General features: G+C 61.9%; 26 protein-coding genes. 10 read left to right on the top strand and 16 right to left on the bottom strand.

The features are described from left to right. Window positions 1–8: 8 nt before the first annotated feature. Window positions 9–953: a Flp pilus assembly protein CpaB gene (cpaB, locus tag N2A98_RS03280; RefSeq protein WP_275623015.1), complete on the bottom strand. Its 945-nt coding sequence runs from the start codon at window positions 951–953 to the stop codon at window positions 9–11. A gap of 336 nt (window positions 954–1,289) precedes the next feature. On the opposite strand from cpaB, the gene N2A98_RS03285 reads away from it, so the two are divergent. Together N2A98_RS03285 and N2A98_RS03290 are read left to right on the top strand one after the other, a co-directional pair. After that, entirely contained in the window at window positions 1,290–1,484 is a 195-nt protein-coding gene (locus tag N2A98_RS03285) for a Flp family type IVb pilin (RefSeq protein WP_020302460.1), read from the top strand. 52 nt (window positions 1,485–1,536) lie between these two features. Beyond that, on the top strand, window positions 1,537–1,941 hold the full coding sequence (locus N2A98_RS03290) for a response regulator (protein ID WP_044271154.1): 405 nt from the start codon (window positions 1,537–1,539) through the stop codon (window positions 1,939–1,941). A 383-nt stretch (window positions 1,942–2,324) separates the two neighbouring features. Here the strand turns inward: N2A98_RS03290 and N2A98_RS03295 are convergent, their stop codons facing one another. The 5 genes from N2A98_RS03295 to N2A98_RS03310 form a co-directional block, all read right to left on the bottom strand. Continuing rightward, on the bottom strand, window positions 2,325–4,007 hold the full coding sequence (locus N2A98_RS03295; RefSeq protein WP_275623016.1) for a POTRA domain-containing protein: 1,683 nt from the start codon (window positions 4,005–4,007) through the stop codon (window positions 2,325–2,327). 186 nt (window positions 4,008–4,193) lie between these two features. Next, window positions 4,194–5,408: a collagen-like triple helix repeat-containing protein gene (locus N2A98_RS03300; RefSeq protein WP_228391197.1), complete on the bottom strand. Its 1,215-nt coding sequence runs from the start codon at window positions 5,406–5,408 to the stop codon at window positions 4,194–4,196. A gap of 77 nt (window positions 5,409–5,485) precedes the next feature. Next, window positions 5,486–5,902 (bottom strand): hypothetical protein, encoded by a 417-nt coding sequence (locus N2A98_RS27160; RefSeq protein ID WP_345774695.1) that lies wholly within the window; start codon window positions 5,900–5,902, stop codon window positions 5,486–5,488. Between the two features lie 425 nt (window positions 5,903–6,327). Next, the gene (locus N2A98_RS03305) at window positions 6,328–7,176 is read right to left on the bottom strand and encodes a MaoC/PaaZ C-terminal domain-containing protein (RefSeq protein WP_275623017.1); all 849 of its coding nucleotides are present in this window, start codon (window positions 7,174–7,176) and stop codon (window positions 6,328–6,330) included. A 2-nt stretch (window positions 7,177–7,178) separates the two neighbouring features. Then, on the bottom strand, window positions 7,179–8,531 hold the full coding sequence (locus tag N2A98_RS03310) for a 3-oxoacyl-ACP reductase (RefSeq protein WP_044271161.1): 1,353 nt from the start codon (window positions 8,529–8,531) through the stop codon (window positions 7,179–7,181). Window positions 8,532–8,644: 113 nt separating this feature from the next. Here N2A98_RS03310 and N2A98_RS03315 point away from each other — a divergent pair, with 113 nt between their 5' ends. Both N2A98_RS03315 and N2A98_RS03320 read left to right on the top strand, forming a co-directional pair. After that, window positions 8,645–9,922 (top strand): acetyl-CoA C-acetyltransferase, encoded by a 1,278-nt coding sequence (locus N2A98_RS03315; protein WP_069558030.1) that lies wholly within the window; start codon window positions 8,645–8,647, stop codon window positions 9,920–9,922. Window positions 9,923–10,056: 134 nt separating this feature from the next. Continuing rightward, window positions 10,057–10,956, top strand: coding sequence for a PA4780 family RIO1-like protein kinase (locus tag N2A98_RS03320; protein ID WP_003188241.1), 900 nt, complete (start codon window positions 10,057–10,059; stop codon window positions 10,954–10,956). 128 nt (window positions 10,957–11,084) lie between these two features. Here the strand turns inward: N2A98_RS03320 and cueR are convergent, their stop codons facing one another. From cueR to N2A98_RS03335, 3 genes are all read right to left on the bottom strand, one after another. Continuing rightward, window positions 11,085–11,486 carry a Cu(I)-responsive transcriptional regulator gene (gene cueR, locus N2A98_RS03325; protein ID WP_003188242.1) on the bottom strand — a complete coding sequence of 134 codons (402 nt, stop codon included), beginning with the start codon at window positions 11,484–11,486 and terminating at the stop codon, window positions 11,085–11,087. Then, on the bottom strand, window positions 11,483–13,684 hold the full coding sequence (locus N2A98_RS03330) for a heavy metal translocating P-type ATPase (protein WP_047712490.1): 2,202 nt from the start codon (window positions 13,682–13,684) through the stop codon (window positions 11,483–11,485). Before N2A98_RS03330 ends, cueR begins: the two co-directional genes overlap by 4 nt. Before the next feature lie 66 nt (window positions 13,685–13,750). Further along, window positions 13,751–14,131 (bottom strand): hypothetical protein, encoded by a 381-nt coding sequence (locus N2A98_RS03335; RefSeq protein ID WP_044271168.1) that lies wholly within the window; start codon window positions 14,129–14,131, stop codon window positions 13,751–13,753. Window positions 14,132–14,278: 147 nt separating this feature from the next. Here N2A98_RS03335 and N2A98_RS03340 point away from each other — a divergent pair, with 147 nt between their 5' ends. Together N2A98_RS03340 and N2A98_RS03345 are read left to right on the top strand one after the other, a co-directional pair. Further along, on the top strand, window positions 14,279–14,476 hold the full coding sequence (locus tag N2A98_RS03340; RefSeq protein ID WP_032893730.1) for a cation transporter: 198 nt from the start codon (window positions 14,279–14,281) through the stop codon (window positions 14,474–14,476). Window positions 14,477–14,563: 87 nt separating this feature from the next. Next, window positions 14,564–15,757 carry a multidrug effflux MFS transporter gene (locus N2A98_RS03345; RefSeq protein WP_003188248.1) on the top strand — a complete coding sequence of 398 codons (1,194 nt, stop codon included), beginning with the start codon at window positions 14,564–14,566 and terminating at the stop codon, window positions 15,755–15,757. A gap of 8 nt (window positions 15,758–15,765) precedes the next feature. On the opposite strand, the gene N2A98_RS03350 is transcribed toward N2A98_RS03345, so the two are convergent. The 3 genes from N2A98_RS03350 to N2A98_RS03360 all read right to left on the bottom strand — a co-directional run bounded on the left by N2A98_RS03350 (window position 15,766) and on the right by N2A98_RS03360 (window position 17,538). Next, complete coding sequence (locus tag N2A98_RS03350; protein WP_078802428.1) at window positions 15,766–15,945, bottom strand: hypothetical protein; 180 nt, start codon at window positions 15,943–15,945, stop codon at window positions 15,766–15,768. Window positions 15,946–16,091: 146 nt separating this feature from the next. Continuing rightward, window positions 16,092–17,105 (bottom strand): zinc-binding alcohol dehydrogenase family protein, encoded by a 1,014-nt coding sequence (locus N2A98_RS03355; RefSeq protein ID WP_275623018.1) that lies wholly within the window; start codon window positions 17,103–17,105, stop codon window positions 16,092–16,094. Between the two features lie 139 nt (window positions 17,106–17,244). Then, the gene (locus N2A98_RS03360) at window positions 17,245–17,538 is read right to left on the bottom strand and encodes a putative quinol monooxygenase (RefSeq protein WP_032893727.1); all 294 of its coding nucleotides are present in this window, start codon (window positions 17,536–17,538) and stop codon (window positions 17,245–17,247) included. A gap of 117 nt (window positions 17,539–17,655) precedes the next feature. Here N2A98_RS03360 and N2A98_RS03365 point away from each other — a divergent pair, with 117 nt between their 5' ends. From N2A98_RS03365 to N2A98_RS03375, 3 genes are all read left to right on the top strand, one after another. After that, window positions 17,656–18,567, top strand: coding sequence for a LysR family transcriptional regulator (locus N2A98_RS03365; protein WP_275623019.1), 912 nt, complete (start codon window positions 17,656–17,658; stop codon window positions 18,565–18,567). Between the two features lie 153 nt (window positions 18,568–18,720). Beyond that, window positions 18,721–19,407, top strand: a complete 687-nt coding sequence (locus N2A98_RS03370) for a helix-turn-helix transcriptional regulator (RefSeq protein ID WP_047712493.1) — start codon at window positions 18,721–18,723, stop codon at window positions 19,405–19,407. A gap of 200 nt (window positions 19,408–19,607) precedes the next feature. Beyond that, a complete protein-coding gene (locus tag N2A98_RS03375) occupies window positions 19,608–20,978 on the top strand; it encodes an MFS transporter (RefSeq protein WP_044271176.1) in 1,371 nt (456 codons plus the stop codon). A gap of 138 nt (window positions 20,979–21,116) precedes the next feature. On the opposite strand, the gene N2A98_RS03380 is transcribed toward N2A98_RS03375, so the two are convergent. Next, window positions 21,117–22,070, bottom strand: a complete 954-nt coding sequence (locus N2A98_RS03380) for an adenosine deaminase (protein ID WP_003171521.1) — start codon at window positions 22,068–22,070, stop codon at window positions 21,117–21,119. 193 nt (window positions 22,071–22,263) lie between these two features. Between N2A98_RS03380 and N2A98_RS03385 the strand changes: the two genes are divergently transcribed. After that, window positions 22,264–23,355, top strand: coding sequence for a calcium:proton antiporter (locus N2A98_RS03385; protein WP_003188263.1), 1,092 nt, complete (start codon window positions 22,264–22,266; stop codon window positions 23,353–23,355). Window positions 23,356–23,490: 135 nt separating this feature from the next. On the opposite strand, the gene N2A98_RS03390 is transcribed toward N2A98_RS03385, so the two are convergent. From N2A98_RS03390 to N2A98_RS03400, 3 genes are all read right to left on the bottom strand, one after another. Then, window positions 23,491–24,849, bottom strand: a complete 1,359-nt coding sequence (locus N2A98_RS03390) for an 8-oxoguanine deaminase (RefSeq protein ID WP_044275474.1) — start codon at window positions 24,847–24,849, stop codon at window positions 23,491–23,493. Between the two features lie 211 nt (window positions 24,850–25,060). Next, complete coding sequence (locus N2A98_RS03395; protein ID WP_275623020.1) at window positions 25,061–25,747, bottom strand: SDR family oxidoreductase; 687 nt, start codon at window positions 25,745–25,747, stop codon at window positions 25,061–25,063. A 56-nt stretch (window positions 25,748–25,803) separates the two neighbouring features. After that, window positions 25,804–26,385, bottom strand: coding sequence for a YigZ family protein (locus N2A98_RS03400; protein ID WP_044275476.1), 582 nt, complete (start codon window positions 26,383–26,385; stop codon window positions 25,804–25,806). Between the last annotated feature and the right edge of the window lie 5 nt (window positions 26,386–26,390).

A 26,390-nucleotide genomic window follows, 5' to 3' on the forward strand; every position in this document is an offset into this window, starting at 1 on the left:
TTGTTCAATCAGGGGGTAGGTTGTGCTGCCGCTGCGCCGCGAATCACTTCGACGCCCCGACGTTGGCCGGTGTCGGCCACCGCGGGGGTGATTTTTTTCGGCGGGCCGCTGAGGGCCAATTGGGTGAATTGGTAGAGGTCGCGGTTGGCGCTTTGCACCTTGTCTGGCGTGTCGCTTTCGCCGGCCCAGTAGCGGCTGAGCAGTTGTTCGTCGGCACTGCGCACGGCCAGGCGCAGCGTGCCGGCTTGGGAGGCGAGCATCAGCCGGCTCAGCAAGGGTTCGGGCACCGCCAGCACCACACTGCGCGCGGCGGTGCGGCGTTGGGCGGCCTGGGCGCGTTCTTCGGCGGTGGCGGGTGGCGGTACCGCCGGGGTGCCGTCGTTGGCCAAGCCCAACTGATCACCGACGCTGAGCAGGCGAATCGCCGGGATGACCACCTGCGCCGACTGCTCGGCATTGGAATTGTCCTGGCGCAAGAACAGCAAGACATCCACGTAATCGCCGGGGCTCAACTGGCCACCGGCACCGATGACCTCATCGACGGCGACGGCCAGCGCTCGTTCGTTTGTACGAATCATGCGGGCCAGGGGGCCGCCGGCGGTGAAGCTCTCATCATTGAGCCAGGTGCCGGCACCCAGGGCCCGCAAGGGCGTGCGGCCGATGGCCTGGTCAACGCTGGTCAGGCTGCCAGCCGGCACGGTGCGTAGTTTTTCCACGGCGACATCGGCAGCCGTGAGGGGCACAAAAGGCGCAACCGCATGCACCAGCACCACGACCGGCTGGCGGGTCTGGTCTTCCACGACGGCAACGGTTTTTTCAACGGAAATGACAGGTGCTGGCGAGGGCGCTACGGAGGGTGCCGGTGGACGACTCAGCACCAGGCCCCAATACCCTGCAACCAGGGCTCCGATAAGCAGCAAGCCAGCCAGGACCATGCTGATACGACTGTTCATGACGGCGCTCCCTATCCTGTTGCACTGCTTTTATTCCCGTTAATCCAAACGAGTTAAATTCGCAACTGGGCTGTGATGAACAACTAACGATTTGGCTATTTGAAGGTAGCCCAGCTAGGACAAATTGCCATTACTGAATGAAAAATTTATCTGCGCGGTTAAAGCGGGGGCTGTAAATAACGGATTTGTGGGGCTGGCGCGGCGACTAATACTTTGTGATTAATTCGTTCTTACAGTTGTGAGTGTTAAATTTGTTGACAATGCTCTAGTGGCACACGGCAATCATTGTGCGGGCCAGCTGTATCGGCGCTTTGTGGCGCATGAAGGAGATCTCCTATGATCCTTGACCTGTTCTTGAAATTTTACATTCACGCTCAGTTATTCCTGCGCCGTAGAGACGGGGCGTCGGCCATTGAATATGTGATTATTGTGGCGATAGTTGCGTTGGGTATCATCAGCTTTGGCGGTGGGCTTGGCGATAAAATAAAAGCCATTTTTCAGCAAGTGTCTGATGCGCTGCCAGCCGCGTAATAGTCATTGCTACAGGTTATTGTTCCGGTAATTATTTTATCAGGTACCGCCCATGACCTACCCTTCGTCATCCCGCCAAAAAATCCTATTGGTGGATGACGAGGAGGATGCGCTGGTCGAGTTGGCCGAATCCCTCGAAAACGAGGGATTCGTCTGTTTCACCGCGAACTCCGTCACCTTTGCCTTGCAAGAATTGACACTTCACCCTGATATCGCCCTGGTCATCACCGATCTGCGCATGCCCGAGGAAAGCGGTATCTCCTTGATCAAGCGCCTGCGCGAACACACCTCACGTTCGCAGTTGCCTGTGATCGTGATGTCGGGTCATGCAGAAATGGATGATGTCAGCGATATGCTGCGCTTGCAGGTGCTGGATCTGTTTCGCAAGCCTATCTACCTGGTGCGCTTGCTCGATACCCTCAACAACCTGTTTCCCCTCTCTACACCTGGTCGGTAACGGACCGGCATCGCTTATTAAATGTGGGAGCTGGCTTGCCTGCGATAGCGGTGGTTCAGTTAAAGATTCATTGACTGACACACCGCCTTCGCGAGCAAGCCCGCTCCCACATTTGGCTCGTGGGGTGCCAGGCACTTAGTCGTCGACTGTCCGGCCCTCATCGCAGGCAAGCCAGCTCCCACAGTTTGATTGCGTGGGCTCAGGTAGAGGGGGTTCGGCTGTCAGGCCGCCGGGATCTAATGCCAGGCACTCATTCTGTGAGCAACACAGACCCGTGTGGGAGCTGGCTTGCCTGCGATAGCGGTGGTTCAGTTAAAGACTCATTGACTGATACTCCGCCTTCGCGAGCAAGCCCGCTCCCACATAAGCTCCTCGCCATAGCTTCACAGCTGATAACTGAAGCTCAGCGTATACCGCGGCCTGCGGTTAAAGCTGTCCAGGGCGATATCCGACATGGGCTTGGCCGCCTCCAGTGCGATGTTGTAGTACTTCTTGTCGCCAAAGCGTAAACCCACCGCCGCCGAGGACATGTCGTTGGCCTTGACCGGCAGGTCGTTGAACCAGGATTTGGCGCGGTCGACCACCACATAGGGTTGCAGGATCTTCACCCAGTTGCCGGTGCGGTTGAAGCTGTAGTTGACCTCGTACGCCACCCCCCAGCCCTTGTCGCCCGAGCCTTGGTCGTCCGGGTAGCCACGGCCGAAATTCTGCCCGCCGAAGGTCACGCGTTCGCTGTCGGGCAGGGTGTTGTCGCTCCAGTACAACGCACCGGACAGCACGCCTTGCCAGTTGTCGAAGAACTTGTCGCTTTGCACGCCGGAGAGGCGCAGGCGGAAGAAGTCGAGGTCGGGTTTGGCCACGCCCAGGTCACTGCGAGCCTTGGCGCCCAGACCGTCGATGCCCTGGTACAGGCCAGCACTGATGATGCGCAGGCGTTGCGCGTCGGCCTTGCGCCAATCGCCTTCGAAGGCCAGGGCACGCAGGTTGGATTCGATGTCGAAGCTCAGCGGGAAACCCACCAGTTTGTAGCGCGTGGTCTGGTCGACCGCGTACAGGCGCGTGCCCAGGGTAAGTGACTCGGTAGGGGAGGCAATGAACGGATGGCTCAGGCCAATGGAGTAGCGGTCGATGGACTGGTGCGGCTTGAGTTCAAAGCCGCCGTCCAGTTGCACGCTGCTGTTGGGGTCGGCGCGATAACGTTCGGCGGCGAGCGCCAGTTGGGTGCCCTCGGCGTTGATGAACTGGTTGTAGTCCACGCGGTAGTAATGCTCTTTGTCCTCGCCGGGTGGGAACAGGCCGCTCACGCTGAGCTGCTCGCCCATGGCCGTCTGGGAATTGCTGGTGGCGCTCAGCAGCGCTTGCGTGCCGCCACGGCTTTTCTGCACCAGGCTCATGCTGGTGGTGAAAGGTTTGCGGTTGGCCTGGATCTGCATATGCGTGGCGCCATCGGTGGTGCCCGGTGGCGGTACTTGCGCCTGTACGCTGAGGCCGGGGATGCGGCTCATCAGCGTGGTGTAGCGCTCGAACGTCTTGCGGGTCAGCGGGCGCTCAGCCAGGAGCTTTTGCGCGAGCTTATCGACATAGGCCGACACCGAACCGATGTCGCCGGTTTGTTGATAGTCCTTGATGTAGCCCTCCACCAGTACCACGCGGACCAGGCCGTTTTCGAAGTTCTGTTGCGGCAGGAACGCGTAGGACAGCAGGTAGCCATCCTCCTGATAACGGCGGGTGACGCCACGGGTCGCTTCGATCAGTTGCGCAAGGTTGGTTTCCCGTCCAATCAACGGCGCATACACCTGTGCCGTCTCGGCGAGCGGGTAGACCGTTCCGCCTTCGATCTGCAATTTTCGAATAGTGACCTTGGTGTCCATCAACAGGGGTTGGCCGGCAGTCGGCGGCGCCTCGGGTACCTGGGTTTTCGACGTGGGCGGTCGATAGGCGTCGGCGGGCAGGTTGGGCACCGGCAGGGTGCGGACAGTGTCGTTGCTGTTAAGAAAGCTGGGAAGGGTCTCGGCCTGGGCGTAGGCACTGAGGGTGAGCAATAACAACGGCGTCAACACGCGCATAGGACACTCCATGGTCAACTGCAGCAGCGCTTCGGGCCCGCCGAGTTCTGGGACTCGGTTCGGGAGGGTGGCGAGTGATAAAGCGTGTCGCCGCCCATAAAAAAGACGAGAGACTTATTAAAGGTCTCTCGTCTCAACCAAGCGTAGGCGCTGTAGGGGAGGCCGTCTAATCGGCCAGGTGCATTTCTATTTGCCGGTCAGGCCGTTCAACAAACCGCCCAGACCGCCTGTGGCTGTAGTGCCGCCTGTGGTTGTGGCCGTGCCTGTGGTGGTAGTGGTGGCGCCGATGTTCAGGCCGCCGAGCAGGCCACCGCTGGTGCCAGTGGTGCCGCCGGTTACCAGGCCTCCCACCGAGGCTACCGTACCGCCTACCGCTGTGACGGTGGTGCCTACCGCGTTGGTGATCGGGCTGGCATTGGCTGCCGTCAGGTTGGTACCCAAGCTGCTGACTGCGCCGCCGACTTGAGTCACCAAACCGTCCACCGGAGTACCGATACCGGTGGTGGTACCTACGTTTTGCGTCAGTGTGGTGACGCCGGAGGTCACGGGGTTCAAGGCGGCGCCGACAGTGGTGGATACGGTGGCGAGTGGTGCGGTGGCGCCAGTGTTGGCGACACCCGTGCCGCCGAGGACGGTACCCACCGAGGCAATGGTGCCACCCAATGCACCGCCGGTCACACCGGCTGCACTGACCGTGCCGTTGGTGTTGCCCGCATTCAGGCCGGTGCCTACGTTGGCTACCACGCCGCCGATCAACTCGGGTAGACCGGCAGCTGCGGTGCCGCCGGTTGGCGCGACATACCCGCCGGATGTATCGAGTGCACCACCGACGCCAGTCAGCACGCCGCCGACGACATTGGTCACAGGGTTGCTTGCACCACCCGCGGTAGTGACTTGAGTGCCCAGGCTCGCTACGGTGGTGCCAACTTTATCCAGCACACCACTGACTGGCGTGCCCAGGCCGGTTGCCGTGCCGAGGTTGCCGGTGGTGTTTTCCACCAACGACACTACAGGCACCAACACTTGGCCGCCCAGGGTGTTGGTCAACGAACCCAGCGGGCCGGTGGTGCTGGCTGTGCTGAGGGTGTCGCCGAGCATGGTCACGGCGGTACCGACTTTATCCACGACGCCACCTACTGCAGTGCCTACACCACCTGTGAGGCCGCCAACGACGGGGACGCCCCCAAGGGTTGTCGACAACGATTGGCCGGTAGTCGACAGGCCGCCGCCCAAGTCAGCGACGCCGCCGCCGACACCTGCAACCGTAATGCCCAGCGAGTTGGTATTGGTCCCCAGGGAACCCAGACCTGTTGTAACTCCTGTACCGATGGTGGTGACCGCAGTGCCGACCGAGGTGACCAGGCCGCCTGCTGTAGTGCCGACGATTGGAACAGGGGTCAAGGCGCCTCCGAGATCACCCACTGCTGCGCCTACATTGCCTACGGTGGTGCCGAGGGTGCCGGCGATCTGGCCGGTGATCAGTGGGGTAGTGGTCGAACCTGTTCCGCCGCCAGTCCCGCCAGTCCCGCCGGTGCCACCACCAGTCCCGCCGGTACCGCCGCCAGTCCCGCCGGTGCCGCCGCCAGTCCCGCCGGTGCCGCCGCCAGTCCCGCCGGTGCCGCCGCCAGTCCCGCCGGTGCCACCGCCAGTGCCGCCAGTGCCACCACCAGTTCCACCCGTGCCGCCGTCAGTGCCGCCGGTGCCACCACCAGTTCCACCCGTGCCGCCGTCAGTGCCGCCGGTGCCACCACCAGTCCCACCGGTACCGCCGTCAGTGCCGCCAGTGCCACCGCCAGTCCCACCGGTACCGCCGTCAGTGCCGCCAGTGCCACCGCCAGTCCCGCCCGTGCCGCCGCCCGTGCCGCCATCACCGCTCCCGGCACCTGCACCCGCATCCGGCGAGGACGCCGCCACGCTGGATTTATGCCCGCCACCACCGCTGCTGCAGCCGCCCAGGCTCATTGCCAGAACGAGGGCCAGCGCGGTACTTGCTTTCCAAAACACTACTTGAGTTTTCATGATTGAGTTCCTTGCACCTGGTACAACCTTGGTTGTTTCAAACCCTCGTTATTTCTTTGGATAACGATAGGTTTGTCCGTGTGGCTATCTCAGGCCAGGGCACTCTTTCACGCAATGCTCAACTTGGTATTAACGATTTATATACATCCGGCCATCGTCGGCTTAATGACTAATACCAAAGGTGTAATGGAGGGATGTTTCAGGATGTTTATATGAGCAAAATCAAAGCGTTGTAAATAAAGGCGGACCTCGTAAGGTCCGCTATAACTTAGGGTGTATATATACAATTAATCAGGGGTTTTCAGGCAATCGGCTGCCACTTCCCAAGCATATGTTGAATATCCCCAGCGCCTTTGAGTTCCAACCCACCGCTGGAACCGGCCGCGCTGCTCATCAATATCACTTCGCTGGGCAGGCGCACCGGCTTCATGAACTCGACGTCGATTTCAATATTGGCGGCCGGCAAGTGTTCTGCCAGCGCCGCGAGGGTGCGCGCCTTGTTCCACAACCCGTGGGCGATGGCCTGGGGAAAACCGAACAGCTTGGCGGTAGGCGCACTAAGGTGGATGGGGTTGTAGTCGCCGGACACGCGGGCGTAGCGGCGGCCTATGTCAGTGGGCGCTTTCCAGCGCGTCAGTTCGGTGAGCGTGCCCTGAGTCTGCAATCCGCTGTCCGCAGCTTCGCCTTCAAGCTTCACGCCCCGACATAACATTTGGCTTTCGGCTTCCCACAAGAGCCCGAGGGCATCCTCCACGACCGTCACGATGTCAAAGGTGGCCCCCTTGGGATGGGGGCTGAGATTGCGTGCGTAAACGCCGACACTCACGTCACCCACTCCACCTAGAGGCCGATGAATACGGATGCGATTGCGCAGGTGGATCAACCCCAGCAGCGGAAATGGAAACGTCTTGTCCGTCAGCAATTGCAGTTGCAGGCCGAACGCGAGGATATGCGGATAAGTCGCCGGCAGCATCGGGCTGTCAGCAAAGCCGCACACCTTGCGGTACGCCGTAACGGCGCTGGGGTTGACACTCATCCGGCAGCGCAACCCACGTTCGGGCAATGTGCTGCCGGTGATCTTGCGCTTGAGCGCCGCACGCCAGTACAGCGGCAGTAGAGACAGGGTGCTGTCCAACGTTTGCCATTGCATGCTCACGCTCCCAGAAGACTTTGCCCACACACCCGCAGCGCCTGGCCGCTGACCGCACCGGAGCCCGGCTGGCTCAGCCAGGCGACGGCTTCGGCCACATCCTGAGGCAAGCCACCTTGGCCCAGGGAGCTCATGCGGCGCCCGGCCTCGCGCAGGGCGAAGGGAATATGCGCGGTCATCTGGGTTTCGATAAACCCGGGCGCGACGGCGTTGATGCTGATCCCACGCTCCTTCAACAGCGGCGCCCAGGCTTGAGCCAGGCCGATCAATCCGGCCTTGCTCGCGGCATAGTTGGTTTGCCCACGGTTGCCGGCAATGCCACTGATGGAGGCCAGCAATACCACCCGTGCGTTGTCTTGCAGGGTACCGCTGTCGAGCAGGGCCTTGGTCAGCACTTGCGGCGCGTTGAGGTTGACCGCCAGCACCGCGTCCCAGTATTCCGGGGTCATGTTGGCCAGGGTTTTGTCGCGGGTGATGCCGGCGTTGTGCACCAGGATGTCGAGCCCGTCTGGCAGGTGTTCAGCCAGTTGGCGGGCGGCATCTTCAGCGCAGATATCCAGCACCACCGTGCGCGCATTCAGACGCGCGGCCAGGGCTTCGAGGTCGGCCTTGGCCTGGGGCACATCGAGCACAATGACCTCGGCGCCGTCGCGGGCCAGGGTTTCGGCGATGGAGGCACCGATGCCTCGGGCGGCGCCGGTCACCAACGCCTTGCGCCCGGCCAGCGGGCGAGTCCAATCTTGCACCGGGGTATCGCAGGCCGCCAGGCGAATCACCTGGCCGGAGATGTACGCGCTTTTGGGCGAGAGGAAAAACCGCAACGCGCCTTCCAACTGGTCTTCGGCACCTTCGCCCACGTACAGCAACTGCAGCACGCCACCGCTGCGCAACTCCTTGGCCAGGGAGCGGCTGAAGCCTTCCAGGGCGCGCTGGGCGCTGGCGGCGAACGGATCGCTGAGGCTTTCCGGCGCCCGGCCAAGGATCACCAGGTGGGCACTGTGGTCGAGGTTTTTCAGCAGCGGCTGGAAGAATTCACGCAGTTGCTTGAGCTGGTCGGTGTGCTGCAAACCGCTGGCGTCGAACACCACCGCCTTGAGCTTGGGGCCGTGCCCGGGAATCCACGCGGGCGCTGTCGAGGCTTCGGCGCCGTAGCGGTAGACGGCGTCGGTGAGTCGGTTGGCAAACGCCAGCACCTGGGTTGCCAATGCGCCACCGCCCAGCAGCAGTGCGCCTTCGACCGGGCGCAGGCGTCCGGCTTGCCAGCGTTCCAGGCGTACCGGTGACGGCAGGCCAATGGCGGCGACCAGGCGATGGCCGAGGCTTGAGTTGGCGAAGTCGATATAACGGTCAGACATGGAACGCTCTCCGAAGGCTGGGGTTCAAAGGTTGACCACCCTGGGGTGGCAGTCGTTCGATTGAGCCTAGGCTAGGCTTGATGATTCCACCCACCACCACAAGGGAGCTTTCCATGACTCAATTGCGCCGTGTAGCGATCATTGGCGGTAACCGCATTCCTTTCGCCCGTTCCAATGGCCCCTACGCCACGGCGAGTAACCAGGCGATGCTGACCGCCGCATTGGAAGGCCTGATCGAGCGCTACAACCTGCACGGCCTGCGCATGGGCGAGGTGGCCGCCGGCGCGGTGCTCAAGCACTCCCGTGATTTCAACCTGACGCGTGAATGCGTGCTCGGCTCGCGCCTGTCACCGCAAACCCCTGCGTATGACATCCAGCAAGCCTGCGGCACGGGGCTGGAGGCGGCGCTGCTGGTGGCCAATAAAATTGCCCTGGGCCAGATCGAATGCGGCATTGCCGGCGGGGTGGACACCACCTCGGATGCGCCGATTGGTGTGAATGAAGGGCTGCGCAAGTTGCTGCTCAAAGCCAACCGCAGTAAATCCATGGCGGACAAATTAAAAGTTCTGTTACAACTTCGTCCCCAGCACCTCAAGCCGGAACTGCCGCGCAACGGCGAACCGCGCACGGGTTTGTCCATGGGTCAGCACTGCGAGCTGATGGCCCAGACCTGGCAGATCCCCCGCGCCGAGCAGGACCAGCTGGCGTTGGAGAGCCATCAGAAGATGGCGGCGGCCTACGCCGAAGGCTGGCACAACGATTTGCTTACGCCCTTTCTCGGCCTCACCCGCGACAACAACCTGCGCCCCGACCTGACCCTGGAAAAACTCGCCAGCCTCAAGCCGGCCTTCGAGCGCAGCGAAAAGGGCACGCTCACCGCGGGCAACTCCACACCGCTGACCGATGGTGCCTCTCTGGTGCTGCTGGGCAGCGAGGCGTGGGCCAAGGAGCGTGGGCTACCAATCCTGGCTTACCTGCGTGATGGCGAAGCAGCGGCGGTGGATTTTGTCCACGGCGCCGAAGGCCTGTTGATGGCGCCGGTGTATGCGGTGCCACGCTTGCTGGCGCGCAACGGCCTCACCTTGCAGGACTTTGATTACTACGAAATCCACGAAGCCTTCGCCGCCCAAGTGCTGTGCACGCTCAAGGCCTGGGAAGACGCCGACTATTGCAAGACCCGCCTGGGCCTGGACGCACCGCTGGGGTCGATCGACCGCAGCCGGCTCAACGTCAAGGGCAGTTCCCTGGCGGCGGGACATCCGTTTGCCGCCACCGGTGGGCGGATCGTCGCCAACTTGGCTAAATTGTTGGATACGGCGGGCAAGGGCCGTGGGCTGATTTCCATTTGTGCCGCCGGTGGTCAAGGCGTGACGGCGATAATCGAACGCTGATTGCCGATAAAATTGGCCCATTGAATGCATTCTGAAGGGGTCAGAGGTCAGTAGCCTCTCCCCCCGGCGAGCCGATTGCCGTATAACGAGTGCCACACGCGTGTTTGGTAATACAGGACCCACAATAAAAGCTGATGAAGACTCCTAAACGCATTGAACCCCTGATCGAAGACGGTCTGGTCGACGAAGTGCTGCGCCCTCTGATGAGTGGTAAAGAAGCAGCTGTTTATGTGGTGCGCTGCGGCAATGAATTGCGTTGCGCCAAGGTTTACAAGGAGGCGAATAAACGAAGTTTTCGTCAGGCGTCCGAATACCAGGAAGGCCGTAAGGTCCGTAACAGCCGCCAGGCGCGAGCCATGGCCAAGGGCTCCAAGTTCGGCAAGAAAGAAACCGAAGATGCCTGGCAGAACGCTGAAGTGGCGGCACTGTTCCGCCTGGCCGGTGCGGGCGTTCGCGTGCCCAAGCCGTACGACTTTCTTGAAGGCGTGCTGTTGATGGAACTGGTGGCCGACGAATACGGCGATGCGGCGCCGCGTCTGAATGACGTCGTGCTGGACCCGGACCAGGCGCGCGAATACCACGCCTTCCTGATCTCCCAGATCGTGCTGATGCTGTGCACCGGCCTGGTGCACGGTGACCTGTCCGAGTTCAACGTACTGCTCACGCCTACGGGCCCGGTGATCATCGACCTGCCTCAGGCGGTGGATGCGGCGGGCAACAACCACGCCTTCAATATGCTGGAGCGTGACGTCGGCAACATGGCTTCCTACTTCGGGCGTTTTGCCCCGGAGTTGAAGAAGACCAAGTACGCCAAGGAAATGTGGGCGCTGTATGAAGCCGGCACCCTGCACCCGGCCAGTGTGTTGACCGGTGAGTTCGACGAGCCGGAAGAACTGGCGGATGTGGGCGGTGTGATCCGCGAAATCGAAGCGGCGCGGCTGGATGAAGAGCGTCGCCAGGCGATTCGCGCAGCGGATGATGCGCCACCGAGCAAAGTCCCGGACGAGCCACCGCCGCCGCCTTGGATGCAGTAACTCACAACGGCGCGTTCCAATGTGGGAGCTGGCTTGCCTGCGATGCAGACACCTTGGTGTATCAGTGACACCGGGGTGATGCTATCGCAGGCAAGCCAGCTCCCACATTTGGTTTTGTGTTTGTCCAGTCAGGCGCAGCAGTTGCCCGCCGCCAACTCCTTGAGTATCGGGCAATCGGGTCGATGATCGCCCTGGCAGTGTTCCATCAGATCCTGCAAGGTATCGCGCAGTTGCCCCAACTCGCGAATCTTGTGATTGAGCTCGTCGATGTGCTGACGCGCCAAGGCTTTTACGTCGGCGCTGGCTCGCTGGCGGTCCTCCCATAGGGTCAGCAACTTGCCGACCTCTTCCAGTGAAAACCCCAGGTCCCGCGAGCGCTTGATGAACGTCAGAGTGTGCAGGTCATCGTGGCCGTACACCCGGTAGCCGCTGTCGGTGCGGTGGGCGGTTTTCAGCAGGCCAATGGATTCGTAGTAGCGAATCATCTTCGCGCTTAGCCCGCTGGTGCGGGCGGCTTGGCCGATGTTCATGGGCGTTGATCCTCCAAGTCCTTGGGTTTCCAGGTTTTCAACAACAACGCATTACTCACCACGCTGACGCTGGACAAGGCCATGGCGGCGCCAGCCAGTACCGGGTTGAGCAGGCCGAAGGCGGCCAGGGGAATGCCGATCAAGTTATACACAAAGGCCCAGAACAGATTCTGTCGAATTTTCGCGTAGGTCTTGCGGCTGATCTCCAGGGCGGCCGGCACCAGGCGCGGGTCGCCACGCATCAAGGTGATACCGGCGGCATGCATGGCCACGTCGGTGCCACCGCCCATGGCGATGCCGATATCGGCAGCGGCCAGGGCGGGCGCATCGTTGATGCCGTCACCGACCATGGCCACCACGCCGGTTTTTTTCAGCTCGGCCACGGCAGCGGCTTTGTAGGCGGGCAGTACCTCGGCATGCACATCGTCGATGCCCAAGGCCTCGGCCACCACCCGCGCACTGCCGTGGTTATCGCCAGTGATCAGGTGGCTGCTGATGTGCTGCGCCTTGAGTTGTTGCACGGCCTGCAACGCGCCGGGCTTGAGCGTGTCGCCAAAGGCAAACAGCCCCAGCACGCGGGGCTGCGCGCCTTGTTCGATCAGCCAGGACAAGGTGCGGCCTTCGGCCTCCCATTCCTTGGCACGCGGGCCTAAATCGCCTGCGTTCAGGCCGGTTTCTTCCAGCAAGCGGCGATTGCCCAGGGCCAATGGCCGACCGTCGAGCGTACCGGCAATGCCGCGCCCGGTGAGGGATTGGCTGGCGCTCACATCGGCCACGTCCAAACCTCTTTCGCGGCAAGCATCCAGCACGGCCTTGGCCAGTGGGTGCTCACTGCCGCGTTGCAAGGCGCCGGCCTGTTGCAATAACAGGGCTTCGTTGCCATCCACGGCCGCCAAATGCGCGATGTTGGGTGCGCCGGAGGTGAGGGTGCCGGTCTTGTCGAACACCACGGCGCTCACGGCATGGGCGCGCTCCAAGGCTTCGGCGTCCTTGATCAGAATGCCGTGGCGTGCGGCGACGCCGGTGCCGGCCATGATCGCGGTCGGCGTGGCCAGGCCCAAGGCACAAGGGCAGGCAATCACCAGCACGGCCACCGCATTGATGATGGCGGTTTCCAGGGAGGCGCCGTACAGCCACCAGCCCACCACGGTAATCAGCGCCAATACCAGCACGGCCGGCACGAACACCTGGCTGACTTTATCCACCAGTTTCTGGATCGGTGCCTTGGCGGCCTGGGCGTCTTCGACCAGGCGGATGATGCGCGCCAGCACGCTTTCCGCGCCCAGGGCCAGGGTGCGCACCAGCAAACGGCCTTCACCGTTGATGGCGCCACCGGTGACCGCGTCGCCGGGTTGTTTGGGCACCGGCAGGCTTTCGCCGCTGATCAGCGCTTCATCGGCATGGCTCTGGCCTTCCACCACCTCACCGTCCACCGGGAAGCGTTCGCCGGGTTTGACCAGCACCAGGTCGCCGTGCTTCAACGCACTGATGGCGACGTCTTCTTCGCGGCCGTCCTGCACGCGAATCGCCCGTTCCGGACGCAAGGCTTCAAGGGCGCGAATGGCACTGGCGGTCTGGCGCTTGGCGCGGCTTTCCAGGTATTTTCCCAGCAGCACCAGGGCGATCACCACCGCCGAGGCTTCGAAGTACAGGTGCGGCGTCACGCCTGGGGCGGCGGTGAGCCATTCATAGATACTCAGGCCGTAGCCGGCACTGGTGCCGATCGCCACCAGCAGGTCCATATTGCCAGCGCCGGCACGCACGGCTTTCCACGCGGCGACGTAAAAGCGCGCGCCCAGGATGAATTGCACGGGGGTGGCCAGGGCAAACTGTATCCAGGCGGGGAGCATCCAGTGTAGGCCGAAAGGTTCTACCAGCATTGGCAGCACCAAAGGCAACGCCAGCAGAATGCCCGCCACCAGTGACCAGCGCTCGCGGCGCAGGCGTCGGGCTTGATCGGCGTCGGTGGCGGTTTCGCTTTGGGGCAGGGTGGCGGTGTAGCCGGCCTTGTCGACGGCGGCGATCAGCACGCTGGGGTCCATCTGGCCCTGTACTTCGATGTGCGCGCGTTCATTGGCCAGGTTGACGCTGACACGTTGCACGCCCGGCACCTTGCCCAGCGCGCGTTCGACCCGCCCGGCACAGCTGGCACAGGTCATGCCGCCGATGGGCAGGTCAAAGGTGGTGGATCCATTCATGGGGCAGTCCTCCAAGAGAAGTTGCCACTAGGATCAACCTTAACCTGTGGGGAAGGTCAAGCCCCTTCAGTATTCCAATGCGGCGGCTTTGAGGTACATGCCGTCCGGGCCCTGGGCAATGCGTAATTTGCGTACGTCACCGGCTTTCAAGGTGATGTTCTGCGCACGTGGCGCGAGTAGGCCCGGCAGACAGCCTGCAGCTTGGCCCGGCAAAAGCTTCAGGCGCAGCGACGTATCGCCGGGGGGAAGATTGAATGAAGTGGCCTGTTCCTGGAACAGACGCCCGGCGAGTTGGTCCTGGATATACAGGCCGATCTCGCAGTAGGTCGGCACTTCCAGGCGTTCGCGGGAAATAATCAGCACCGCATAATCTTCAGCAGCGATGGCCTGGGGCGCAGCGGCAGGCAAGCTCATCAGGCCGGCAAGGGCAAAAAACAACCAGCGCATGGCGAATGCTCCGTGGTTCACAGCAAGGAAGGTTGAAGCTTGGCCGACGTCGCCGCCGAATACCAGCCCGGCAGAAATACTGAGAACTTGACCTTGCCATCATGGCAAGCTCGACACTGGGCCCAACCTCATCAAAGGAGTCATGTCATGCAAATATTCAGCGTTGAAGGAATGACCTGCGGCCATTGCGTTAAAGCGGTGACCCAGGCGGTACAGAGCCAGGATCCTGCGGCGAGTGTGGAGGTCGATTTGAAGGCCAAAGAAGTGCGGGTGGCAAGCGGTCTGTCCTCGGACCAAGTGATCGGTCTGATCACTGAGGAAGGCTACAGCGCCAAGCTGGCGTGATTTTTCTGATCGTTAGCCACCTAACGTAATGTTCATGGCACCCAAGCGCGGCTAGACTGTTGAGCTGCCGACTCACTTGGGTGTCTGATGAACCTTCGCATAATCCTGATTCTGGGCGCCTTGAGCGCCTTCGCGCCGTTGGCGATCGATTTTTACCTGCCGGGCTTTCCGGCAATGGCCACGGCCTTCGCCACCGACGAAAAACATATCCAACTGACCCTGGCCGTGTATTTCGCGGGCCTGGCCATTGGTCAATTGATCTACGGGCCGCTGGCCGACCGCTTTGGCCGGCGCGTGCCGCTGCTCAGCGGTGTCACCCTGTTTACCCTCGCGTCTTTCGCTTGTGCGTATGCGCCGTCCCTGGAATGGCTGATTGGTGCACGCTTCGTGCAGGCCCTTGGCGGGTGTGCGGGTATGGTGATTTCCCGGGCGGTGGTCAGCGACAAATGCGATGCCGTGGGCTCGGCCAAGGTGTATTCGCAACTGATGCTGGTGACCGGCCTGGCCCCGATCCTGGCGCCATTGGCCGGTGGCCTGATGGTCGGCGTGTGGGGCTGGCAGTCGATTTTCCTGGCGTTGTCGTTGTTCAGCGTGATGGCGGCCATCGCCGTGGCGGTCGGGTTGCCGGAAACCTTCCCGGCCGATCAGCCGCGCCAGCCGTTGTCGGGCTCGTTGCGCCGCTACGGCTCGCTACTGTCAGACCGGGTGTACCTGGGCTATGCCTTGACCGGCGGTATCTCGATTGCCGGGATGTTTGCCTACATCGCCGGTTCCCCCTTCGTGTTTATCAAGCTCTACGGCGTGCCGGCCGAGCATTACGGCTGGTTGTTCGGCTCCAACGCCGCGGGCTTTATCCTGGTGGCGCAACTGAACGCAAGATTGCTCGCCAAGCGCGGCCCGGCGTTTTTGCTGTCGCGCACCGTGTGGGTGTACGTGGCGGCGGCGTTGACGCTGTTGGGAATTGCCGCGTTGCGCACCGAGGCGCTATGGCCGTTGCTGGTGCCGCTGTTTATCTGCATCGCCAGCCTGGGCTGTATTTTGCCGAATACCTCGGCCTGTGCCATGAGCGGGCAGGGCGCGCGGGCCGGCAGCGCGTCGGCGTTGCTCGGTTGCATTCAGTTCGGTGTGGCGGCAGGCGCGGCGTCGTTGGTCGGCGTGTTGCACGACGGCACGGCGATGCCGATGGCCATGGTCATCAGCCTCTGCGGTGTGCTGGCGGTGACCATTGCCATGGCGACCCAGCGCCTGCAACGGGCAAGGGCCGTACAGGCGCAGGTCTGAAGTTCGGCTCAGCCAGCGGAACGGTGCTGGTTGAGAGGGAAGCGATGGGGCGCCTGGATCCGGGCTTGTAGCGTGTCGGCGAAGGCGCGGGCCTCGGCCTCACTGCGGAAGTTGATGGCCTCGCCGTCGAGACGAACTTGCCATTGGCTGCCGGGAGATTTTGCTAACGCTTTTATCAGGATTTTCATTGCTGACTTCCTCACGTAAAAGAATCGTGGCAAAGGCGGCCAATATAAACCTGAACGGGCGCATAGATATGACAAGGATCAACTCTCGGACTAATGGTGTCGTCCATTACCTACGTGAGTAACGGACGACACTGACAGCCGTTTTTTCAGAACCCTTCCAGCACGATCTTGCCCTTGGCCTTGCCGCTTTCCAGCAGGGCGTGGGCGCGGCGCAGGTTCTGCGCATTGATCACACCGAAGTGCTCGCCTACCGTGGTTTTCAGGGTGCCGGCGTCGATCAGCTCGGCCACGCGGTTGAGCAGGTTGTGCTGCTCGATCATGTCTGGGGTCTCGAACATCGAGCGGGTGTACATGAACTCCCAGTGCAGCGACAGGCTCTTGCGCTTGAGCTTGCTCACATCCAAGGCCTTGGGGTCGTCGATCAACGCCAGCTTGCCTTGGGGTTGCAGCGCTTCGACCAGTTGGTCCAGGTGATGCTCGGTCTGGGTCAGGCTGGCAACGTGGGTGACTTGCCCGTGACCGGCCTGTTTCAACGCTTCGCTCAGCGGTTGGCTGTGATCGATCACCAGGTGTGCGCCCAGGGCCTTGGCCCATGCCTGGGTCTCGGGGCGTGAGGCGGTGCCGATGACCTTCAGCGCCGTGAGCTGGTTAGCCAGTTGAGTCAGTATCGACCCCACGCCACCGGCAGCGCCGACGATCAGCAGGCTCTGGCCTTGATCGTCTTTGCCTTCAACCACCTGCAAACGTTCGAACAATAGCTCCCACGCGGTGATGGCGGTCAGCGGCAATGCGGCCGCTTCAGCAAACCCCAGGCTCTTGGGCATATGGCCGACGATGCGTTCATCCACGGTGTGCAGTTCGCTGTTACCGCCTGGGCGTACCAGAGAGCCGGCGTAGTACACCTTGTCGCCGGCCTTGAACAACGTCACGTCACTGCCGACCGCCTTGACCACCCCGGCCACGTCCCAACCCAGCACCTTGGCGGCGCCATTTTCCGGGGCAACGTTGTGGCGCACCTTGGTATCCACCGGGTTGACCGAGATGGCTTTGACTTCCACCAACAGGTCACGGGGGCCGGCCACGGGGGCGGGCAGTTCGATGTCTTGCAGGGATTTGGGATCGTTGATCGGCAGTGAGGTGTAGTAGGCGATGGCTTTCATGATGGCTCCAAGTGAATACGGTCAAGGTAGGAGCGAGCTTGCTCGCGAAAAGCGTTAACAATGACGCGGTGTTTCTGGTTTAACGCGTCGGTCTTTAGGTTTTCGCGAGCAAGCTCGCTCCTACAGAAAAAAGGCGGGATCAGGCGAGAAATTTCAGGCGCTTGAGTTCGAAGTGTTCGATCACATCGGCGGCCTGGGCGCGAAAGCTCTGGATATGCGCGCTCTGGTCGTGGTCGGCCAGCGCCGCGTCATCGCTCCAGCGCTCGAGCATGTAGAAGGTCTCGGGGTGTTGCAGGTCCTGGTGCAGGTCGTACTGCTCGCAACCGGCTTCCAGGCGGGTCGGTTCCAGCAGGCCGCGCAGCAGGGTTTCCAGGGTGGCGTGCTGGCCGGGTTTGGCGATCAGCGTGGCGATGACATTAAAAGCGGTGGACATAGTCGACTCCTGGCACGGGCTAACGGGATGGGCAGATGATTGGCTATTTCCCACGCCGATAAAAGCGGCTAAAACAGCAGGCTGTTTCAACCAAATATTGATAATGAGCGGGAATGCATGCTGCGTTTTGATGATTTGCAGTTGTTTGTGCGGGCCGCAGACTTGGGTAGCTTGTCGGCCGCGGCGCGGGTCATGGACTTGTCGCCGGCGGTGGCCAGCGCCGCGCTCAAGCGTATCGAACAGCAACTGGGCACGCGCTTGCTGGCGCGCTCAACCCGCAGCCTGCGTCTGACGGTCGAAGGCGAGGGCTTCCTGGAGTATGCGCGGGCGTCACTGAGCGCGCTGGATGAAGGGCGGCGCCTATTGGCCAGTGGCCAGGATCACGTCAGTGGTGTGTTGCAATTGTCGGCACCTTCGGATTTCGGCCGCAACCAGCTGCTGCCGTGGCTGGACGCCTTCCAGCAGGAGCACCCGCAACTGAACGTGCGCCTGTTGCTCGGTGATCGCATCGCCGACCTGTTCCGCCAGCCCGTGGACATTGCCCTGCGCTACGGCGAGCCCGAAGACTCCAGCCTGATTGCGCTGCCCATCGCCCCGGACAATATTCGCGTACTCTGCGCCGCGCCCAGTTACCTCGCCCGGCATGGCGAGCCGCGCCATCTGGAGCAACTGGCCCAGCACAATTGCCTGCTGTACATGCTTGGCAGCCGCGTCCACGACCATTGGGGTTTTTACGATGGCAAGCGCCATGTGAGCCTGACGGTCAGCGGCGATCGCTTCAGCGATGACGCCGATGTGGTGCGCCGCTGGGCGGTAGCGGGCATGGGCATAGCCTACAAGTCGTGGCTGGATGTGAGCACTGATGTGCTGGCCGGGCGCTTGCGTTTGATCCTGCCGGAACTGCAGGGCGAGCGCACACCGCTCAACTTGCTGTGCGCCCACCGTGCGCAATTGAGTAAACCCATCAACCTGCTGCGGGACATGCTCGTATCCCGTTGTGCGACATTGACCGCGCAGCGACCGGGGTGAATGGGTTCTCGGCAATAGCCTGCGCCACGCTCGGAAGTTTCACTCATATCCTGTCCTGATCTGCACTGTCAGACGCCGCGGAACCTATTGCCTGCGCACCTATACTTGGGCGTCAACCGCAGCAGAAAAAATGGTTTAACAGGGAGTGAATACATGGGAGCAGCACCTTGCATCAGTCAGATCGCCAGCTTGCTCGCCGAGCCTAAACGCACGGCCATGCTCTGGGCCTTGATGGACGGTTCGGCGAAGTCTTCAGAAGAACTGGCGGCTCTGGCCGAGTTGTCGCCAGCGTCAGCCAATGCTCATTTGGCGCGGCTGACCGGCAGCGGCCTGTTGCGGATCGAAGCGCGGCGGGGCCAGCGCCTGTTTCGGGTAGCAGCCGCCGATGTCAGTGCCGCCATCGATGCGTTGGCCAGCACCACCATGGCCAGCGCGGCCCGCAGCACCCCGGATGTGTTGCCGCCGGCGCTGCGGGCACCGCCGTTGCTGCGCCGCGCCCGCTGGTGCCACGGCCACCTCGGCGGCGAGCTGGCGGCGCAGCTGTATCAACGGATGCTGGAGGCCGGATGGATCGAGCGCTATGAACCGCGTACCGAAGTGACGCCCAAGGGTGTGCAGGCGTTGGCGGAACTGGGCATTTTCACCCAGGCACTGGCTTCGCCGCTGGCCTGCGACTGCTTCGACTGGAGCCAGCAACAACCCCACCTGGGCGGTGCGTTGGGGGCGGGCTTGATGCAGCTGTTTCTGCAGGCGAACTGGATCAGCGTGATCAACGAATCTCGGGCTTTGTCTGTTACTGATGTGGGGCTTGAGCACATAGCCCGCATCGCCAAACTGTAGGAGCGAGCTTGCTCGCGAAAAACGTGAGTGCGCCGCGTTTTATCCAGAGGCTACGCGTTAACGTTTACGATCTTCGCGAGCGAGCTCGCTCCTACAGGCGTTGGCGTCGTTCTCAGGTGTTGTCAGGTCGCATCCAGCAATAGCCGGCGCAAACGATGCCGCACACTCGCCAAGGGGATTTTTCATACGAGGGGTGCGGCATGGGTAGGCAGGGTTATAGCGCGGCGGAACGCCTGGAACGGTTGCCCATCAGCGGTTACCACCGAATCATTTTCATCATCATCGCCCTGGCGTTTTTTTTCGACTCCATGGACCTGGCGATGATGACCTTCCTGTTGGGCTCGATCAAAACCGAGTTTGGCCTGAGCACGGCCCAGGCCGGGTTGCTGGCCAGTTCGAGTTTTTTCGGCATGGTGGTGGGCGCTTCGCTGTCCGGGATGCTTGCTGATCGCTTCGGGCGCAAGCCGGTGTTCCAGTGGAGCATCGTACTCTGGGGCCTGGCGAGCTACCTGTGTTCCACGGCGCAGACGGTGGAGACGCTGACGTTGTTCCGGATCTTGCTGGGCATTGGCATGGGCATGGAGTTTCCCATTGCCCAGTCGATGCTGTCGGAGCTGATTCCGGCCAAGCGACGCGGGCGTTACATCGCCTTGATGGATGGCTTCTGGCCGTTGGGTTTTGTGGCCGCGGGCGTGTTGTCTTACTTCTTGTTGCCGGTAATTGGCTGGCGCGACATCTTCCTGGTGCTGGCGATACCGGCGGTGTTTGTGTTGGCTATCCGTTTCTTTATCCCGGAGTCGCCGCGTTGGCTGGAACAGGCTGGGCGCCATGAGGCGGCGGACAAGGTCTTGCTGGGTATCGAGCAGAAGGTGCGCGATTCCCTGGGCCGCGCCGACTTGCCGGAGCCGATCGCCTTGCCACGCATCGAGAGTGCGCCGGGGACGTTTTTCTCCGCGTTCCAGCAACTATGGTCGGCGCAATACCGCCAACGCACGATGATGATCTGGAGTGTGTGGTTCTTCGCCCTGCTCGGGTTCTACGGGCTGACGTCGTGGTTGAGTGCGTTGTTGCAGCAATCGGGTTTCGCCGTGACCCAGTCGGTGTATTACACGGTGATCATTTCCCTGGGCGGGATCCCAGGCTTTTTGATGGCCGCGTGGTTGGTCGAGCGCTGGGGGCGCAAGCCCGTGTGCGTGGTGACCTTATTGGGCGGCGGGGTGATGGCGTTTCTGTATGGGCAGAGCGCAGTGTTTGGCGGCAACGTGGGCCTGCTGATCACCTCGGGGTTGTTGATGCAGTTCTTCCTGTTTGGCATGTGGGCGGTGCTGTACACCTACACGCCGGAGTTGTATCCCACCTCGGCACGTGCGACCGGCTCGGGGTTTGCGTCGGCGATTGGGCGGGTTGGCTCGTTGCTCGGGCCGTTGGTGACCGGGCTGGTGTTCCCGATAACCGGGCAGGGCGGGGTATTTGCCTTGGGCGCGCTGTGCTTTGCGGTGGCGGCACTGGTGGTGTGGGTGTTTGGGATGGAGACCAAGGGCAAGACCCTGGAAGAGCTCAGCGAAATCTAAAGAACCATGCAAAACCAGTGTGGGAGCGGGCTTGCTCGCGAAGGCGGCGTGTCAGTCGATGCAGTTGTAGACTGGTATACCGCCTTCGCGAGCAAGCCCGCTCCCACATTTAGCCCGCGCTCATCCAATGATTACCGGTTATGGCTTGACCAACCGCGCATCCAGGCTGTTCTGCGCCAGGCGTTTGGCCTGGTCCTGGGTCATGCCCAGGCTGGTGTACAGCGCATGGAAGTTCTCGGTGACATAGCCGCCGAAGTACGCCGGGTCATCCGAGTTCACGGTGACCTTCACGCCACGTTCGAGCATGTCGAGGATGTTGTGCTGGGCCATGTCGTCGAACACGCAGAGCTTGGTGTTGGACAGCGGGCACACGGTCAACGGGATCTGCTCGTCGATGATGCGCTGCATCAAGCGCTCGTCTTCGATGGCGCGCACGCCATGGTCGATGCGCTGGATTTTCAGCAGGTCGATGGCTTCCCAGATGTACTCGGGCGGGCCTTCCTCACCGGCGTGGGCCACGGTCAAAAAGCCTTCGTGACGGGCACGGTCGAACACGCGCTGGAACTTGCTCGGTGGGTGGCCCATTTCCGAACTGTCCAGGCCTACGGCCACGAACGCGTCACGGAACGGCAGCGCTTGGTCGAGGGTTTTCTGCGCTTCGTCTTCGCTCAGGTGGCGCAGGAAGCTGAGGATCAAACCGCTGGTGATGCCCAGTTGCTGCTCGCCGTCTTTGAGTGCAGCGGCGATGCCGTTGAGCACCACTTCGAACGGCACGCCACGGTCGGTGTGGGTTTGCGGATCGAAGAAGGGTTCGGTGTGGATCACGTTCTGGGCTTTGCAGCGCAGCAGGTAGGCCCAGGTCAGGTCGTAGAAGTCCTGGGACGTGCGCAGCACATCGGCGCCCTTGTAATACAGGTCGAGAAACTCTTGCAGGTTGTTGAAGGCGTAGGCCTTGCGCAGGGTTTCGACGTCGTTCCACGGCAGCGCAATCTTGTTGCGCTCGGCCAGGGCGAACAGCAGCTCAGGCTCCAGCGAGCCTTCCAGGTGCAGGTGCAATTCAGCCTTGGGCAGGGCGTTGAGCCAATCGTACATTTTTAAAATCTCATCAGGTGCAATGGCGGCATTCTACAGGCCATGGCTGAAATAATCGGCAAAACCTGACCAGCAGGAGAGTATTTCTGTCACTCATGCAAGGGTGACCTGAACTAAGGTGTAACGAAACGTTAGCGGCTCGGCGCAGTCTGTACCCCATCAATGACTGATTCGCTGTACGAAAAGGCCCGGAATGCTCACATCCCTCAAGCAAGAAAAATTCATGCTGCTGGCGCTGATTGCCGCCATCGCCGCCTACCCGCTGGAACACTGGATGCTCCACAGCGGCCAACTGGTCGCGCTGCTGGCCGGCTTCGCGCTGATCGCGTTTATCGTGATGGCATCGATGCGCGTGGCTCATCACGCCGAGCAGTTGGCGGAAAAAGTCGGCGACCCCTACGGCACCATGATCCTGACCCTCGCCGCTGTATTGGTGGAAGTGGTGATCCTGGCGATCATGATGAGCAACGAACCATCGCCCACCCTGGTGCGCGACACCATTTACTCGGCGGTGATGCTCGATATCAACGGTATCCTCGGCCTGGCTGCGCTGATGGGCGGCATCAAGCATGGTGAGCAGTCCTACAACGATGACTCGGCGCGCACCTACAGCGTGATGATCCTTACCGCCATGGGTGTGTCGATGGTGGTGCCGGAATTTATCCCCGAAGCCGACTGGAAAATTTACTCGGCCTTCACCATTGGCGCGATGGTGGTGCTTTACACCTTGTTCCTGCGCATGCAGGTGGGGCCGCACAGTTATTTCTTCAGCTACAGCTACCCGGAAAAACGCCGTAAGAAACAGCCCGAAGACGAGCACGCGCCGTCTGTCAGCCTGACGTTTTCCATTGCGACCCTGGTGTTTGGGGTGATCGTGATTGGCGCGTTGGCCGAGGTGATGTCCAAGACCCTCGACCTGGGCCTGGAAGGCACAGGCGCACCACCGGTGATTACCGCGATTGTGGTGGCGGCTATTTCGGCCGCGCCGGAAATCCTCACGGCACTGCGCGCCGCGTTGGCTAACCGCATGCAGTCGGTGGTCAACATCGCGCTGGGGGCTTCGTTGTCTACGGTGATTCTGACGGTGCCGGTGATGGAAGCCATGGCGCTCTATACCGGGCAGCCGTTCCAGATGGCGATGACGCCGGTGCAAACGGTGATGGTGTTTATCACGCTGATCGTCAGCGCGATCAACCTCAACGATGGTGAAACCAATGCGATTGAAGGGATGACGCATTTTGTGTTGTTTGCGACCTTTATCATGCTGTCGCTGTTGGGGCTGTAACCCGATTTGAAAGGCGCCGCAGACCCAATGTGGGAGCGGGCTTGCTCGCGAATGCGGTGGTTCAGTCACAGATGTACTGACTGACACAGCGCATTCGCGAGCAAGCCCGCTCTCCCATTTTGATTGGTGCCTGGCTTAGGTGCCCGCGATCAACTGGCGCGCTGCCTGGCTGTGATCCGCGATCAAGCCTTTCAGATCCAGCCCTTCGACTTGGCCGTCGATCACCCGCCACTTGCCGCCGACCATTACTCGATCCGCTCGATCCGCACCGCACAACAGCAGCGCTGAAATCGGATCGTGGCTGCCGGAGAAGCGCAGTTCATCGAGCTTGAACAGTGCCAGATCCGCCTGCTTGCCGATGGCCAACTCGCCAATATCCGTGCGCCCCAGCAACTGCGCCGAGCCCTTGGTGGCCCAGCCCAATACACCTTCGGGGGTGATCTTTTCCGCGCCATAGCGCAGGCGCTGGATGTACAGGGCCTGGCGGGCTTCAAGGATCATGTTCGAAGCGTCGTTGGAGGCCGAGCCGTCCACACCCAAGCCGATGGGGGCGCCGGCGGCAAGCAGGTCCAGGGTAGGGCAGATGCCGGAGGCCAGGCGCATATTCGAGCTTGGGCAATGGCAGATGCCGGTGCCGGCGGCGCCCAGGCGCTCGATTTCGTCCGGGTTGAAGTGAATGCCATGGGCCAGCCAGGTGCGTGGGCCGAGCCAGCCGACGCTGTCGAGGTAATCCACGGTACGCAGCCCGAAGCGTTGCAGGCAGAAATCTTCCTCATCGAGGGTTTCCGCCAAGTGGGTGTGCAGGCGCACGTCCAACTGGTTGGCCAGCTCGGCACTGGCTTGCATGATTTCGGGGGTGACGGAAAACGGCGAGCACGGCGCCAGGGCGATCTGGATCTGCGCGCCGTCACCGCGCTGGTGATATTCGCGGATCAGGCGCTGGCTGTCGTCGAGGATCACCTGGCCTTGCTGCACGGTTTGCTGCGGCGGCAGGCCGCCATCGGCTTCGCCCAGGCTCATGGAGCCGCGGGTGAGCATGGCGCGCATGCCCAGTTCGCGCACGGTCTCGACCTGCACATCAATGGCGTTTTCCAAGCCATCGGGGAACAGGTAATGGTGATCGGCCGCCGTGGTGCAGCCCGAGAGCAGCAACTCGGCCAGGGCGACTTTGCTGGCCAGCGCGAGTTTTTCCGGGGTGAGCCGCGCCCATACCGGGTACAGGGTTTTCAGCCAGGGAAACAGCGGTTGGTTGACCACCGGGCCCCAGGCGCGGGTGAGGGTTTGATAGAAGTGGTGGTGGGTGTTGATCAGCCCAGGCAGCACTACGTGCTCGCGGGCATCGAACACCTGGGCGCAGGGTTGTGCAGGCGCTTGCCCTTGGGCCAGCACTTCGGTGATGACACCGTCTTGCAGCACCAGGCCGCCACGGGCATCGAGGCCATTGGCAGTGAAAATCGCGAGGGGGTTTTTTAACCAGATACGGGTCGCAGGCATTGGCCGGCTCCTCTGAATGATGGGTTCAGGTTTGCCAGCTCAGTGTTGCCCTGTCTGCTGATCCAGGGTCGCCGGGGAGGGCGAGGTGGGCAGTCTACCTCTGTGGGAGCGAGCTTGCTCGCGAAAAATCGTCAGGGATGACGCGGGCAGTCTGGTTTGACGCGGTGCCTGGGCGTTTTTCGCGAGCAAGCTCGCTCCTACAGTTTGGGGGTTACCAGGCGATGGTGTCGCCTTTGTAGTCGACGAAGTGATGGCCGCCTTTGCCGGTGTAGGCATTTACCTGGTCCACCAGGCCGCGCACGCTGGTCTCGACGTCGATGTGGGCGTTTTCGCCGCCCATGTCGGTCTTCACCCAACCGGGATGCAGCGATAGCACCGTCGGTTTGGGCTCGCCCAGTTGCATGATAAAGCTGTTGGTCATCGAATTGAGGGCGGCCTTGCTGGCCTTGTACAGCGCCAGGTCCGAGCCGTCGGGAATGGTCACGCTGCCCAGTACCGAACTCATGAAGGCCAGCACGCCGGTGTCTTTGCGGATCTGCCCGACAAAACGCTGGGCCAGGTTGATCGGCGCCACGGCGTTGGTGAAGAACAACTGGCCGACTTCCGCCAGGGTCGCGTGCCCGGGCTCCTGGTTGGCCGGGCCCTTGACGCCGGCGTTGACGAACAGCAGGTCGAAGGTGCGATCTTTCAGGCGTTGGGCCAGGGCGATCACGGCTTGCTGATCGTCCATATCCAACTTCTCGATCTGCACCGGCCCCACGGCTTTCAGGGCATCGGCCTTGTTCGGATCGCGCACGGTGGCGGTCACGTCCCAGCCGTCCTGGAGCAGTTGCTTGACCAGGCCAAGGCCCAGCCCGCGCGAGGCGCCGATGATCAGTGCGGTTTTTGGCGTAGACATGAAAGGCTTCCTTTGAAATCGCGGTTCAGGGAGTTCAGCGCATAACAGTAGCAGTTTCAGCGTTCGAGCAGGATGCGCCCACGGCTCAGGTCGGCGAGCTGGGTTTGCAGGGTGTCGATGTGTGCCTCCCCCAGGGCGAGCTGCAGCTCCACGCCGTTGGCGGTGAAGGTTTCTTCCACCACAAGCCCGCCGAGTTCAGCGACACGCAGCTTCACCAGGTTCAGTTCGGAGAAGCCACAGGCGCAGCTCAGGGGGACGCGGCTGATCAGCTCGATGCGTTCGGCATTCTGCAGGCATTTATTGGCCCCGCCGCCATAGGCGCGGGCCAACCCACCCGTGCCCAGTTGAATGCCGCCGTACCAGCGGATTACCAAGACGGCCACCTGATCAAAGCCCTGGGCCTCGATGGCTGCAAGAATCGGGCGCCCGGCGGTACCACCGGGTTCGCCGTCATCGCTGCTGCGGTATTGATCGCCCAGCTTCCAGGCCCAGCAGTTGTGCGTGGCGTTGAGGTCGCTGTGCTGCTCGAAAAACGCCTGGGCGTCCTGCGGGCTGGTAATCGGCGCCGCCAAGGTGATAAAGCGGCTCTTGCGTATTTCTTCACGAAACTCGCAAAAGCCGGTGAGCGTAAAAGACATAGATC

It is taken from the genome of Pseudomonas sp. FJ2-5-13, from assembly GCF_029201605.1.
Classification (GTDB): domain Bacteria; phylum Pseudomonadota; class Gammaproteobacteria; order Pseudomonadales; family Pseudomonadaceae; genus Aquipseudomonas; species Aquipseudomonas lactis.

Coding starts and splice junctions, on each gene's coding strand:
- N2A98_RS03315 (WP_069558030.1), top strand. CDS start 8,645: ATGACTCAATTGCGCCGTGTAGCGATCATTGGCGGTAACCGCATTCCT.
- N2A98_RS03390 (WP_044275474.1), bottom strand. CDS start 24,849: ATGCCTGCGACCCGTATCTGGTTAAAAAACCCCCTCGCGATTTTCACT.
- N2A98_RS03345 (WP_003188248.1), top strand. CDS start 14,564: ATGAACCTTCGCATAATCCTGATTCTGGGCGCCTTGAGCGCCTTCGCG.
- N2A98_RS03340 (WP_032893730.1), top strand. CDS start 14,279: ATGCAAATATTCAGCGTTGAAGGAATGACCTGCGGCCATTGCGTTAAA.
- N2A98_RS03290 (WP_044271154.1), top strand. CDS start 1,537: ATGACCTACCCTTCGTCATCCCGCCAAAAAATCCTATTGGTGGATGAC.
- N2A98_RS27160 (WP_345774695.1), bottom strand. CDS start 5,902: ATGCGGGTGCAGGTGCCGGGAGCGGTGATGGCGGCACGGGCGGCGGCA.
- N2A98_RS03310 (WP_044271161.1), bottom strand. CDS start 8,531: ATGTCTGACCGTTATATCGACTTCGCCAACTCAAGCCTCGGCCATCGC.
- cueR (WP_003188242.1), bottom strand. CDS start 11,486: ATGAACATCGGCCAAGCCGCCCGCACCAGCGGGCTAAGCGCGAAGATG.
- N2A98_RS03380 (WP_003171521.1), bottom strand. CDS start 22,070: ATGTACGATTGGCTCAACGCCCTGCCCAAGGCTGAATTGCACCTGCAC.
- N2A98_RS03335 (WP_044271168.1), bottom strand. CDS start 14,131: ATGCGCTGGTTGTTTTTTGCCCTTGCCGGCCTGATGAGCTTGCCTGCC.
- N2A98_RS03305 (WP_275623017.1), bottom strand. CDS start 7,176: ATGCAATGGCAAACGTTGGACAGCACCCTGTCTCTACTGCCGCTGTAC.
- N2A98_RS03385 (WP_003188263.1), top strand. CDS start 22,264: ATGCTCACATCCCTCAAGCAAGAAAAATTCATGCTGCTGGCGCTGATT.
- N2A98_RS03285 (WP_020302460.1), top strand. CDS start 1,290: ATGATCCTTGACCTGTTCTTGAAATTTTACATTCACGCTCAGTTATTC.
- N2A98_RS03370 (WP_047712493.1), top strand. CDS start 18,721: ATGGGAGCAGCACCTTGCATCAGTCAGATCGCCAGCTTGCTCGCCGAG.
- N2A98_RS03365 (WP_275623019.1), top strand. CDS start 17,656: ATGCTGCGTTTTGATGATTTGCAGTTGTTTGTGCGGGCCGCAGACTTG.
- N2A98_RS03375 (WP_044271176.1), top strand. CDS start 19,608: ATGGGTAGGCAGGGTTATAGCGCGGCGGAACGCCTGGAACGGTTGCCC.
- N2A98_RS03330 (WP_047712490.1), bottom strand. CDS start 13,684: ATGAATGGATCCACCACCTTTGACCTGCCCATCGGCGGCATGACCTGT.
- N2A98_RS03350 (WP_078802428.1), bottom strand. CDS start 15,945: ATGAAAATCCTGATAAAAGCGTTAGCAAAATCTCCCGGCAGCCAATGG.
- N2A98_RS03320 (WP_003188241.1), top strand. CDS start 10,057: ATGAAGACTCCTAAACGCATTGAACCCCTGATCGAAGACGGTCTGGTC.
- N2A98_RS03395 (WP_275623020.1), bottom strand. CDS start 25,747: ATGTCTACGCCAAAAACCGCACTGATCATCGGCGCCTCGCGCGGGCTG.
- cpaB (WP_275623015.1), bottom strand. CDS start 953: ATGAACAGTCGTATCAGCATGGTCCTGGCTGGCTTGCTGCTTATCGGA.
- N2A98_RS03295 (WP_275623016.1), bottom strand. CDS start 4,007: ATGCGCGTGTTGACGCCGTTGTTATTGCTCACCCTCAGTGCCTACGCC.
- N2A98_RS03355 (WP_275623018.1), bottom strand. CDS start 17,105: ATGAAAGCCATCGCCTACTACACCTCACTGCCGATCAACGATCCCAAA.
- N2A98_RS03360 (WP_032893727.1), bottom strand. CDS start 17,538: ATGTCCACCGCTTTTAATGTCATCGCCACGCTGATCGCCAAACCCGGC.
- N2A98_RS03400 (WP_044275476.1), bottom strand. CDS start 26,385: ATGTCTTTTACGCTCACCGGCTTTTGCGAGTTTCGTGAAGAAATACGC.